General features: G+C 31.0%; 10 protein-coding genes. 3 read left to right on the top strand and 7 right to left on the bottom strand.

What is annotated here, in order from left to right:
• Positions 1–40: 40 nt before the first annotated feature.
• The 3 genes from RH82_RS09550 to RH82_RS09540 all read right to left on the bottom strand — a co-directional run bounded on the left by RH82_RS09550 (position 41) and on the right by RH82_RS09540 (position 3432).
• The gene (locus RH82_RS09550) at positions 41–1060 is read right to left on the bottom strand and encodes a hypothetical protein (RefSeq protein WP_034060236.1); all 1020 of its coding nucleotides are present in this window, start codon (positions 1058–1060) and stop codon (positions 41–43) included.
• Between the two features lie 222 nt (positions 1061–1282).
• Positions 1283–2827, bottom strand: coding sequence for a glycine--tRNA ligase (locus RH82_RS09545; protein ID WP_034060234.1), 1545 nt, complete (start codon positions 2825–2827; stop codon positions 1283–1285).
• Positions 2828–2874: 47 nt separating this feature from the next.
• Positions 2875–3432, bottom strand: a complete 558-nt coding sequence (locus RH82_RS09540; protein WP_034060233.1) for a class I SAM-dependent methyltransferase — start codon at positions 3430–3432, stop codon at positions 2875–2877.
• A gap of 290 nt (positions 3433–3722) precedes the next feature.
• Here RH82_RS09540 and RH82_RS09535 point away from each other — a divergent pair, with 290 nt between their 5' ends.
• Complete coding sequence (locus RH82_RS09535) at positions 3723–4400, top strand: ComF family protein (RefSeq protein ID WP_034060231.1); 678 nt, start codon at positions 3723–3725, stop codon at positions 4398–4400.
• 292 nt (positions 4401–4692) lie between these two features.
• Positions 4693–6306 (top strand): Ig-like domain-containing protein, encoded by a 1614-nt coding sequence (locus tag RH82_RS09530; protein WP_034060229.1) that lies wholly within the window; start codon positions 4693–4695, stop codon positions 6304–6306.
• Here the strand turns inward: RH82_RS09530 and RH82_RS09525 are convergent.
• Together RH82_RS09525 and RH82_RS09520 are read right to left on the bottom strand one after the other, a co-directional pair.
• Positions 6290–7072 carry an amidohydrolase gene (locus RH82_RS09525; protein WP_034060228.1) on the bottom strand — a complete coding sequence of 261 codons (783 nt, stop codon included), beginning with the start codon at positions 7070–7072 and terminating at the stop codon, positions 6290–6292. The genes RH82_RS09530 and RH82_RS09525 overlap by 17 nt on opposite strands.
• Before the next feature lie 103 nt (positions 7073–7175).
• The gene (locus tag RH82_RS09520) at positions 7176–8318 is read right to left on the bottom strand and encodes a methionine aminotransferase (protein ID WP_034060226.1); all 1143 of its coding nucleotides are present in this window, start codon (positions 8316–8318) and stop codon (positions 7176–7178) included.
• Between the two features lie 212 nt (positions 8319–8530).
• On the opposite strand from RH82_RS09520, the gene RH82_RS09515 reads away from it, so the two are divergent.
• Complete coding sequence (locus tag RH82_RS09515; protein WP_034060225.1) at positions 8531–10627, top strand: S46 family peptidase; 2097 nt, start codon at positions 8531–8533, stop codon at positions 10625–10627.
• 84 nt (positions 10628–10711) lie between these two features.
• On the opposite strand, the gene RH82_RS09510 is transcribed toward RH82_RS09515, so the two are convergent.
• Both RH82_RS09510 and RH82_RS09505 read right to left on the bottom strand, forming a co-directional pair.
• On the bottom strand, positions 10712–11407 hold the full coding sequence (locus RH82_RS09510; RefSeq protein WP_034060224.1) for a LytR/AlgR family response regulator transcription factor: 696 nt from the start codon (positions 11405–11407) through the stop codon (positions 10712–10714).
• A gap of 124 nt (positions 11408–11531) precedes the next feature.
• Positions 11532–12335, bottom strand: coding sequence for a sensor histidine kinase (locus RH82_RS09505; protein ID WP_241148034.1), 804 nt, complete (start codon positions 12333–12335; stop codon positions 11532–11534).
• Between the last annotated feature and the right edge of the window lie 268 nt (positions 12336–12603).

The raw sequence follows: 12603 nt of genomic DNA, 5'->3' as shown, positions 1-12603 counted from the left end.
TTCAAGAAAAGCTTCCAATCTATTTAAGATTGGAAGCTTTTTAATAATATTTTATTTTTCGAGTCCAAATATAAAGAGGTTCTCCATTTACTATTTTTGTGATTTTAGTCCAGTTACCTTTGCGGTCGAATTTGTATTTAAAATCAAAAATAGAAGTAGTATCGTTTTCAAAATGAATCGTTTTAATAATGCAATCTTCGTTGTTATAAGATGTCATTATTGATGTACTAATAAAACCATCCAAATCTATGTCTTCTTCATAAACTCTATAGTTATCATTATTGTATTTATATCTCCTTAATTTTTGCTTAGTTGTATCTTTTTGTTTTACAAATATTACTTTTTCAATTAGATTATTTTGATTATCAAACTTAGACACATGTTTTGAGTAAATTCTATTAGAAGTGGTGTTGTAATTTAACTGAAGTATTCTGTTTCCATTTTTGTTATATATATATTCAACTTTAGTTATTTCTTTATTAAAACTATTAGATTTATTTTGCGGGAATCTCCAATTTGGTTGTCTAATTCCAAATTCTCTTACCACTTCTCCCTTTTGATTTAATTCATAATTATTGGTTGAAATTTTACCTTCATCGTTTATACTTTTAATTTTGATTAATTTGCCATCTTTATTTCTGAAATAATACCAATGAATAAACTCATTTGGAGTATCACTAAAATACCTGCTACTAGCAATAACTCTATTTGACTTACTATAGTATTTCTTTTGTAAATAAAAAACATCATCAAAAAAAACCTCTTTCTTTTCAATTAAGTTTTCATTTTTATCATAAGAATAATAAATTCCCCTTTCAATTTCATCAGGATAATTATACCAAATTTCTTTTTCTTTTAGTTTTTTTTCATTGAAAAACATTTGATAATTTATATAACTTACTTTATTCCTTCTATATAGGTTTTTTATGTTCATTATTCTATACCTTGAAATATTTCGAAATATATCTCCATGATATTCTGTATATACCTTTGGCACACTTTTTTCAAGAAAATAAATTTCTAGTTTAACAGACTTAGGATTCCCATAAATAGTATCCATATTTTTCTGGGAGTAACAATTCAAAACAAAAAATACAGCAAAAAGGTTTAAAATGATTTTCATAGTTAGTTAAAATAGTTCTTCAAAACTAAAACAACTATTGCATTCTTAAAAGTAATAATGAGCGAATGCTACTTTTGAATGCGTGAAAACAAAAAAACTCTCAAACATTTAATGCTTGAGAGTTTTAATTTATAAGATTCCTTTTTTAAAGGCATTGGATTATTTCATCTTCATCAACCAATTTTTTACATCAACTTCTTTTTTAATGATATCTCTTAAATCTTCAATTTTAACACGCGATTGTTCCATTGTATCTCTGTGACGTATTGTTACGGTGTTATTTTCTAAAGTTTCGTGATCTACTGTTATACAAAATGGAGTACCATTAGCATCTTGCCTTCTGTAACGTTTTCCAACGGCGTCCTTTTCATCATAAAACACATTAAAATCCCATTTTAAATCTTCAATAATTTGTTTTGCTACTTCTGGCAAACCATCCTTTTTTACTAAAGGAAAAACGGCTGCTTTTACGGGAGCTAAAACTGCTGGCAATTTTAAAACGGTTCTTGTGGTATTATTTTCTAATGTTTCTTCTTCAAGTGCATTAGAAAATATAGCTAAAAACATACGGTCTAAACCAATAGAGGTTTCTAAAACATAAGGCGTATAACTTGCATTCTCTTCGTGATCGAAGTATTGTAGTTTTTTTCCTGAAGCATTTTCATGTGCTTTTAAATCGAAATCTGTTCTCGAGTGAATACCTTCCAGTTCTTTAAAACCAAAAGGAAATTTAAACTCAATGTCTGTTGCAGCATCTGCATAATGTGCTAATTTCTCATGATCATGAAAACGATAATTGTCTGGTCCCATTCCTAGAGATAAGTGCCATTTCATTCTCGTTTCTTTCCAATACTCAAACCATTTACCTTGCGTTCCTGGTTTTATAAAAAATTGCATTTCCATTTGCTCAAACTCACGCATTCTAAAAATAAATTGTCTTGCTACAATTTCATTTCTAAATGCTTTTCCCGTTTGTGCAATACCAAAAGGAATTTTCATACGTCCAGTTTTCTGTACGTTTAAAAAGTTCACAAAAATACCTTGAGCTGTTTCTGGTCTTAAATATAAGTCCATTGCAGTTTCTGCACTTGCACCTAACTTTGTACCAAACATTAGGTTAAACTGCTTAACGTCTGTCCAGTTTCGACTTCCGCTTAAAGGATCTGCTATTTCTAACTCTTCTATTAATGCTTTAACATCTGCTAAATCTTCAGCTTCTAAAGATTTTCCTAAACGCTGTAAAATACCATCTATTTTTTCTTGGTAGCCAAGCACTCTTCCGTTAGTAGCAATAAACTCGTCTTTATTAAAAGTATCGCCAAAACGTTTCGCTGCTTTTTTTACTTCTTTATCAATTTTAGTTTCAATTTTAGCACAATAATCTTCAACTAAAACATCTGCACGATATCTTTTTTTAGAATCTTTATTATCGATTAATGGATCGCTAAACGCATCGACGTGTCCAGAAGCTTTCCAAGTGGTTGGATGCATAAAAATTGCAGTATCAATACCAACAATATTATCATGCATTTGCACCATGGCTTTCCACCAGTAGTCTCGAATGTTTTTCTTTAGTTCTGCACCATTTTGTGCGTAATCATAAACTGCACTTAATCCATCGTAAATTTCACTACTCTGGAACACGTAACCATACTCTTTTGCATGAGAGATTACTTTTTTAAATTGATCGTCGTTGTTTGCCATAATAGCGCAAAGATAAACGATAAATAAAAGTGTGCAACCAAAAATGATTAGTCTTTTTGGCAAGTATAAATAAATGCTGGAGGAAGGTTTAAGGACTCGAAACCTAAAGAAACTTTACCTTTAAAAGTGGCTTTTAAGGCAGAATAATAAGTTAAACTATATTGGTATTGAAAAAAGTACCCTTTTGACTTCAAACATTTATATGAATTAGCCAAAATAGACTTTGTAATAGGTTTAGGAATGTTAGTTAGCGGAAGACTAGAAACAATATAATCTACAGTTTCAAAATTATTTGTGTTTATTACTTCTAAAACGGTACTAGCAGATTGTTTTACAACAATTAATCTACTATCGTTAATTTTTAGCAACTCGTTATAAAAGCTATCATTAATTTCAAAAATTATAAGTTTCCCGTCTGGATGTAAGCGGTTTAGAATGTCGTGGGTTATTTTACCGTTTCCTGGACCAAACTCTACTATTAATTTTGCTGTTTCAAAATTTATCTCTTTCAATAATTTTGAAACTAAAAATTTCGAACTTGGAAATAATGTTCCCGAAGTTTTCAAACTTTTAAGTGATTCTTTTAAAAAAATTATTTTATTCAAAAAAAGGAGTGGTTTAGAGATATTTTAAACGAATATAAGATTTTATTTCTTCTGATTATGCTATACTTTAAGTACAAATTAAACAAAACTAATGATGATCGGTTTATCTAAAATAGGAATGACTATTTCAAGTATAATTAAATGGTTGTTCTACACGAGATCTTGCCTTAGAATTTTACTTAATAATCAAGCGCATTGTATTAACGATTAAATAAAAGTATAATTATCCTGCATTAATAAAAAATATAATACCTCTGAAAAACAAATACTTAGCGTATTTTAGAACTTACATGTTTAAAGCACTCGTAAATATATTCTTCCCTGAGGTTTGTTTAACGTGTCAATTACAACTAATTGATAACGAGAAACACCTTTGTACAAGTTGTAGGCATAAGCTTCCACTAACAAACTATCATTTAACCCAAGATCCTTTTATTTCGAAATTGTTCTACGGAAGAGCCAAAATTGAAAGAGGTACAGCTTTACTTCGATTTGAAAAAAAAGGAATTACACAGCAACTAATACACCAACTAAAATATAGAGAACAACAACAAGTTGGGACCTTTTTAGGTGCTTGGTTAGGAACAGAACTTAACAATTGTGAAGACTATTCTACCATAGATCTCGTTATTCCTGTGCCTTTGCATAAAAAGAAATTGAGAAGTCGAGGCTACAATCAAGTTTCGAAATTTGGTGAAGAACTAGCGAGCGCTTTGAAAGCCGATTATATAGACGATGTATTGATAAAGGTAACAAACACAACCTCTCAAGTTAGCAAAAATAGGTTTTCGAGATGGACAGGTAAAAACGATTTATTTGCGCTATCAAATACGCAAAAAATAGCTGGAAAACACATTCTTTTGGTAGACGATATTATTACTACGGGAGCAACTCTAGAAGCTTGTATGCGTGAATTAAACAAAGCCAAAAACATAAAAATTAGCATTGCAACAATGGCAATTGCCTAACATCATTAAATCTTTTAATATAACAATGTTAAATTCTTTATAAATACACTGTTTAAAAAGGGACTATTTATGTTACTTTACAAATATGTTGTTATTTTGCGAACAAATAAAGAATTTTTTAAAACTAGTTCTCCTCGAGGTGTTGCCATTGAAATATTTTTGTAATTTCACTTTGGGCTTTGGGCAAAAAACGAAAATTCTGTATTTTAGATTCCCGTTTTCACGGGAATGACAATTTCAACGGAAACCTTATGACAAAGCCAATAAGGAATTCTTTTAGATTAATTAAAGCATGAAAAACAGATTTCACAATACTTTATTTTTTATTTCTATAGCACTAATAATTGCTAGCTGTGCCAATAGAGGCTCTCCTAGTGGTGGAGAAAAAGATATTTTACCACCAGTTATTGTAAAATCTGAGCCAGAAAACTATACGACTAACTTTAAAGGTAAAGAAATTAGAATATATTTTGATGAGTATATAAAAACCAAAAACCTTTCTCAGCAATTGGTTATTTCACCGCCAATGAAAACGCAACCAGAAATTACTCCTCTTGGCTCTGCGAGTAAATATATTACCATTAAAATTTTCGACACTTTACAAGCTAACACTACATATGCATTTAATTTCGGGAACAGTATTGTCGATAATAACGAGGAAAATGCGTTTAAGTATTACAGATACGTATTTTCAACTGGCGATTTTATAGATTCTCTCTCTGTAAAAGGAATTATAAAAGATGCTCTAAAATTTGAAGCGGATGATTTTGTTTCAGTTGGTTTATACACATTAGATTCTACTTACAACGATTCGTTAGTATATAAAACACAACCAAATTATATTGCCAATACATTAGATAGCACTACAAATTTTAAAATTGAAAATATTAAAGCTGGTAAATACATGCTTCGTGCATTAAAAGACAAAAATGGCGATAATAAATTTCAACAACAAGCTGAAAAAATAGCATTTTTTGAAACACCAATTACGCTACCTCAAGACACTTCTAAAACTTTTAAGCTTGAATTATTTTCTGAAAAACCTACATATAGAGCTTCTAAACCAAGTTTAGTTGGTGGTGAGAAAATTATTTTTGGTTATGAAGGCGATTATAAAAATACCAAAATAGAATTACTTTCTAAAGTGACCGATAGTTTTAAAGGGCGTTATTATAAAGATGAAAAAACCGATTCGCTTTTATACTATTACAATCCAAAATTAAAAGTCGATTCCTTAATTTTTAAAATTACCAATCTTAAAGTAATCGATACATTTACAGTAAGAATAAAAGATAAAGAGCGTGATTCTCTTATGATAAAATCGAACCCAAAAGGTAATATTGGAGTAGAAAAAGACTTCTTTTTAACTTCTAATATTCCATTTGAAACTATTGATGAAACTAAAATTGCTATTCGTGATAAAGATTCTACTTTAGTCGTTTTTAAAACGGAATACGACACTTTAAAAAACAGCTATGCAGTTAAGTTTAATAAAACGGTAGATAACACCTATACAATAGAAATACTTCCAAACGCACTAACAGATTTATTTAATAATACCAACGACACACTTAATTATAGTGTTAGAACGCAAAACGAATACAATTACTTCAACTCAAGAATTATACTTGTAAATGCAAAGTATCCTGTAATTGTTCAACTTACAGATTCTAACTTTGAAGTTATTGCAGAACAATATATTGAAAAAGCCCAACCTGTAAATTTCAACTTTTTAGATCCTAAAAACTTCTATTTACGTGTTATTTATGATAGTAATAAAAACGGAAAATACGATACTGGAGATTACCTAAAAGGGATACAGCCAGAACGCGTAAGTTACCACCCAGATATTATTGAAGGTACAGCTGGATTTGACGAAATAACAACTCTTAAGCTATTAGATTAAAATCATCTTTATCGTTTAAAAACCCTAAATGCATTCTGTTTTTTTCGATATGAGATTTCTTTATTGTCACAATTTCTATTGTTTCCTTATTACTGTTGTCCAACGTGAGTTTTTCGCCTAAAACATCGTAAACTGCAGAATGTCCTGGATACTCATAACCATTAGCATCCAATCCTACTCTGTTTGCTCCAATACAATAACTCATGTTTTCTATTGCTCGCGCTTTTAATAAAGCATCCCAAGCTGCAATTCTTGGTTTTGGCCAATTGGCAACGTAAAGTAACACATCGTAATTCTCGGTGTTTCTTGCCCAAACTGGAAAACGAAGATCGTAGCATATTTGCGGACAAATTTTCCATCCATTGTACTCAATAATCACTTTTTCAATTCCGGTAGTAAAGACTTTATCCTCACCCGCAAGCGAAAAACCATGCCTTTTGTTATACTGTATTATTTCGCCATTTGGTTTCACAAATAGCAATCTATTGTAATACTTAGAATTTTCTATAATGGCAATACTTCCAACAATTGCAACTTGTTTTTGTTTGGCTAAATCCTGCATCCAAACGACAGTTTCACCTTTCATTGTTTCTGCAATGTCTTTAGCGTTCATGTTAAAACCAGTAGTGAACATTTCTGGTAAAACTATAAGATCTACTGGCTCTACTATAGTATTAATTTTAGATCTAAAATTAATACGGTTTTGTATGGCATTCTCCCAAACCAAATTAGATTGTACTATTGCAATTTTCAATTCTTCTAACATATTAAAGTTTGTATAAACGCTTTTCTAGTTTTAGTAATGCTGCTTCTTTGGTTAGTATTTGTTCCTAACAACTTAATACTGTATACCTTTTCAATATACTAATTTATATCCTATTTAAAATAACTGCTGCTCGCTTAATAGTGTCGTCTGTTTTTGCAAAGCAAAAACGTAATACTTTATCATCTTTATTATTATCGTTAAATACCGATAATGGTATTGATGCTAATCCATGTTCGATCGTTAATCGTTTTGCAAAAGCAACATCACTTTCTTGCGTGATTTCCGAAAAATCTAACACTTGAAAATACGTGCCTTTTGCCGGTTTAAATTTAAAACGAGAATCTTTTATTAAACTTAAAAACAAATCCCTTTTAGCTTGATAGAATTTCGAAAGTCCTAAATAGTTATTCGGTTCTTTTAAATAGTCTGCCAATCCTTTTTGTGTTGGATGGTTTACGCTAAACACATTAAACTGATGTACTTTTCGAAATTCGTCCATCAATATTTTTGGTGCACAACAATAACCAACTTTCCATCCTGTATTATGAAACGTTTTCCCAAAAGACGCTGTTATAAAACTTCTCGATTTTAACCCAGAAAACTTACAAATGCTTTGGTGTTCTAAACCATCGAAAAGAATATGTTCGTAAACTTCATCACTCAACACTATGCAATTAGTATCCTCTGTAAGTTTTTGAAGTTGAATTAGATCCATTTTAGACAATACAGATGCGCTTGGGTTTTGTGGTGTGTTAATAATTATCATTTTTGTTTTTTCTGAAAAATGACTTGATACTTCATCCCAATCTACTTTATAATCTGGAGCGTCTAATTGAATAGAAATGATTTTTCCGCCATTAACTGCTATTGCAGGTTCGTAACAATCGTAAGCTGGGCGAAAAATTATCACTTCGTCTTTTGGTCTTATAAAAGTCGAAATTATAGTATAAATAGCTTGTGTTGCACCTGCAGTTATGGTGATTTCAGTTTCTGGATTGTAAGTAGATTTGTATAGCAACTCCATTTTCTTTGCAATCGCTTCTCTTAAATCCAAATTCCCTGGCATTGGCGCATATTGGTTGTAACCAGAATTCATGGCTTTAGACACTAAATCTATTAATTTTTGATCACTTTTAAAATTAGGAAACCCTTGAGATAAATTAATAGCATTGTGTTTATTAGCCAATGCACTCATTACAGAAAAAATGGTCGTGCCAACGTTAGGTAATTTAGACTGGTGTTTCATCTGTTAATTTTTAGTGGTTTTTTTAAGTGGTCACATGCTGTTCGCTATTAAACATTGCTTTAAATGATAAGCTTTTGTAAAATGCGCGTTTCATTTTATAAATATAGCTAGAAAATTAAAGAACGATGAGCAATCAATAAATATGATGCTTTTTAACAACTTTTAGCACTCGATTTTTTATATTTGAGACTATTCAAAAAAAAACATTAATTATGAAATTTTTAAAATTCATTTTACTTTTAATTACAATTAACGTTTCTGCTCAACAAGGTGGTATGTGGATCCCTTCACTTTTAGAAGGTATGAACGAAGAAGAAATGACAAATCTTGGTAGTAAATTGACTGCAAAAGATATTTACGATGTTAATAATTCAAGCCTTAAAGATGCCATTGGTCATTTTAATGGTGGTTGTACCAGCGAAATTATTAGCGATCAAGGCTTGATTTTAACTAACCATCACTGCGGATTCTCACAAATACAATCGCATTCGTCTTTAGAAAATGATTATTTAAAAGATGGTTTTTGGGCTATGAATTTGGAAGATGAATTACCTAATGAAGGGCTCTATATAGAATTTATTGTAAGTATTGAAGATATAACGACTCAAGTATTATCTGGCGTTACAGATACTATGACAGCGAAAGAGAAACAATCTCAAATTAGTAAAAATAGTAATGTTGCCGAAGGAGCAACTACAAAAGAGGCCTGGCAAGACACTAAGGTAAAGGCCTTTTACAATGGGAATCAATACTTTTTATTCGTTACCGAACGTTTTGAAGATATTCGTTTGGTTGGTGCGCCGCCAACAAGTATTGGTAAGTTTGGCAGTGATACAGACAATTGGGTTTTCCCAAGACATACAGGCGATTTTTCTATGTTTCGTATTTATGCCGATGAAAATAACAAGCCTGCAAAATACAGTAAAGACAATAAGCCTTATAAGCCAAAACACTTTTTACCAATTTCTTTAGATGGTATTGAAGAAGGTGATTTTACATTGGTTTTTGGTTTTCCAGGTCGTACAAACGAATATTTACCAGCTACTGCAATCGAGCATATTACAAAGGAATTTAATCCAAGTAATATTGCTATTCGTGAAGCGGCTCTAAAAGTAATTGATGCTGCTATGAAAACTAGTGACGATATACGTATTAAATACGCCTCTAAACAAGCACGTATTGCTAATGCATGGAAAAAATGGATAGGTGAAAATTTAGGCATTGAAAAAAGTAATGCTGTTGCGAATCGTCGCAAATTTGAAAATGAATTTACAACTGCATTAAAGGCTAAAGGTCTAGAAGAAAAATATGGTAGTATTCTTCCTGAATTCGATACTTTATATAATGATTTTAGTGAAGTAAACATTAGACGTAGAAACTTTATTGAAGTATTTATTGTAACCAACGAGCTCATGCAAATGACATTTAGAGCCTACCAAATGGAAGCTGCTGTGAACACAAACCCTGAAGCTTTTGAAAAAGCAAAAGAACGTTTAATAGGAACACTAAAAGGGATTCATAAGAACTACAACGTGGATGTTGATAAAGGTGTCTTTAAAGCTGTAATGCCGCTATACAAGTACACTGCTAGTGTTGATCCATCAATTTACGAAAAATCTGCCTTTACAAATTTAGAATCTGCACTTGCTCTTTTAGAAGGAAAACCTGAAGACGTATTGAAAAAACTCAATAAAGATGCTGCTTATAATTATGCAAAACCCATTATTGAAAACTTCATAAAAACCATTGATCCCGAATTTCAACAAATAAATCAAGCAATCACTGCGCTTCAAACTAAGTACATGACCGCTTTAATGGAGGCTTTACCAGACGCGCGCTATTTTCCAGATGCTAACAGTACACTTCGTGTTACTTATGGTCAAGTTCGTGGTTATGCACCAAGAGATGCTGTGTATTATCAACCGGTGAGTTACCTTGACGGTGTTATAGAAAAATTTATCCCGGGTGATTATGAGTTTGATGTGCCTAAAAAATTACTTGAACTTTATGAATCTAAAGATTATGGACAATATGCAGACAAAAATGGAAAAGTACCTGTTTGCTTTTTAGGAACAAACCACACTACTGGTGGAAATTCTGGAAGCCCAGCGATCGATGCACATGGAAATTTAGTTGGATTGAATTTTGATCGTGTTTGGGAAGGTACAATGAGCGACATGAACTATGACCCAGAAATTTGTAGAAACATTATGGTAGATGCGCGTTATGTGTTATTTATTGTAGATAAGTTTGCTGGTGCAACGCGATTGATTGAAGAGATGACGTTGGTGCATCCTAAGAAGAAATAAGCATAAGGCATTCTTCAGTTTGCAGTCGCAAATTATAGAATATTAGATCTGTAAGGTTTTAAACACCTAACAGATCTTTTTTATTTACCCAATCTTCAACTTACTCAACAATTCCTGCTTATAAGTTCTACCGACAGGCAATCTATTTCCTGAAACATAAATTTCATTCCCGGCGATTTTATCGACAAAACGTCGATTAATAACATAGGATTTATGAATTTGAATAAAGCTACTTTCTGGCAACTTCTCAACCCAATTTTTAAGAGAATCGATATACGATAGTTTTTGTGTTTTTGTAACCACAGTAATATAATTCCTATCGCTTTCAATATATAAGATGTCGTTAATAATTATTTTGTGATGTGTTTTATCGACGTTTAAAAACAGAATTTCAGTAGTGTTTTCTTCGGAAGTGATTTCTGGTTTTTGTATAAAATTTTCAGCTTTATTGATTGCTTTTATGAACCTATCAAACGAAAAAGGTTTTACTAAATAATCTACGATAGTTTCAAGCGCAAAACTCTCTGCTGCATAATCTGGATAAGCCGTAGTCATTATTATAGCTGGTGGATTTTTAATCGTTTTAATAAAATCTATTCCTGAAATGTCTGGCAGATTAATGTCTAAAAAAACAAGATCTACTGTTTCGTTTTTTAAAAACGAATGTGCTTCAATAGCTGCTTGAAATACACCTTTTAATTCCATGTTTGGGAGCTTACCTAAGAAATTTTTTAGGATGTTTTGAGCTGGAATTTCGTCTTCTATTATTATGCAGGTCATTGTTTAATATTTGTATCACTTCGAGTGGTTTCGATTTTTAACGAAATTGTATCTAGAAGTCTTTTAAATGTTCTCGATAAAAAATTGTAAAAAACAATTTCACTCGAACTGACAGAATCGTAATTTATTTTAAATCTAATTTTAAAGTCAAAACAAACTGTTCGGCTTTTGTAATATTAAAAGTATAATTGTCTTTATAAATTAATTTCAATCGTTTTTCTAAGTTCTGTAAACCAATTTTAAAGTCGGTTGAACTCACTTTCTCTTTATTATAATCGTTACTACAAATGCATTCTAATACACCTTCATTCTCTATAATAGAAATTGAAATATCACTATTTAAAGTGCTGTGTTTAAAAGCATTTTCTATTATTGTAATTAACAACAAAGGTGCTATTTTCTGGTTTTTAGAATGGACTTCGGTTTTATAGAAAATCTGTTTTACACCTTCGGTTCTTATGCGCTGAAACTTGATATAATTGTCTAAAAATTGAAGTTCTTTTTCTAGTGAAATTGTTTTAGCATTACTTTCATATAACACATGTTTTAAATTATCGGAAAGCATTAAAATAAGCTCTGGAGTTTCCGAAGGTTTTTCAATAGCATAAGAATAAATGGTGTTTAAATTATTAAACAACACATGCGGATTTATTTGCGATTTCAAGAATTTTAGTTCCATTTCTGCATGTTCTTTTTTTACTTGCTCCACCTCAGCTTCCTTTTCAATAAAGCGGTATAGAACCCAAACAAACGAAAAGAAAATAAGTGGTACTAAAGTTTGCCAGAGGTAATCACTTAGGCATTTCATTATAGAACAACCACATTCTGCAAACACATTACAATACAATTGTGTAGCTAAAAAGGAAATAATAGCAAATACAAACACATAAGGTATGTACCACTTTTTCTTAACGAAAAATGGTAGCAACAATAAATTGTTGATATAAACAATAACGACAAGTATAGACAAATACTGTAAAAATGGATTTTCCTTCCAGTAATACCGGGAAAATACAGAAAGCGATACAAACACAAAAAGCATCCAAAATAGGATATGTACTAATGTTTGAGAGCCGTGTTTTTTTATAAAAGATTGTTTCACAAGTGAAAAGTACTTAGAATTAAGTTAACCATCAAAAAACGAAGTATAAAAACCGTGTTTGGTAATGCAAACGACATCAATAGTTTTCGTTTGC

This window comes from Lacinutrix jangbogonensis (assembly GCF_000797445.1).
GTDB lineage: Bacteria > Bacteroidota > Bacteroidia > Flavobacteriales > Flavobacteriaceae > Lacinutrix > Lacinutrix jangbogonensis.
This window is presented reverse-complemented; position numbering and strand designations above follow the sequence as displayed.

Coding starts and splice junctions, on each gene's coding strand:
- RH82_RS09545 (WP_034060234.1), bottom strand. CDS start 2,827: ATGGCAAACAACGACGATCAATTTAAAAAAGTAATCTCTCATGCAAAA.
- RH82_RS09510 (WP_034060224.1), bottom strand. CDS start 11,407: ATGACCTGCATAATAATAGAAGACGAAATTCCAGCTCAAAACATCCTA.
- RH82_RS09515 (WP_034060225.1), top strand. CDS start 8,531: ATGAAATTTTTAAAATTCATTTTACTTTTAATTACAATTAACGTTTCT.
- RH82_RS09525 (WP_034060228.1), bottom strand. CDS start 7,072: ATGTTAGAAGAATTGAAAATTGCAATAGTACAATCTAATTTGGTTTGG.
- RH82_RS09520 (WP_034060226.1), bottom strand. CDS start 8,318: ATGAAACACCAGTCTAAATTACCTAACGTTGGCACGACCATTTTTTCT.
- RH82_RS09550 (WP_034060236.1), bottom strand. CDS start 1,060: ATGGATACTATTTATGGGAATCCTAAGTCTGTTAAACTAGAAATTTAT.
- RH82_RS09535 (WP_034060231.1), top strand. CDS start 3,723: ATGTTTAAAGCACTCGTAAATATATTCTTCCCTGAGGTTTGTTTAACG.
- RH82_RS09530 (WP_034060229.1), top strand. CDS start 4,693: ATGAAAAACAGATTTCACAATACTTTATTTTTTATTTCTATAGCACTA.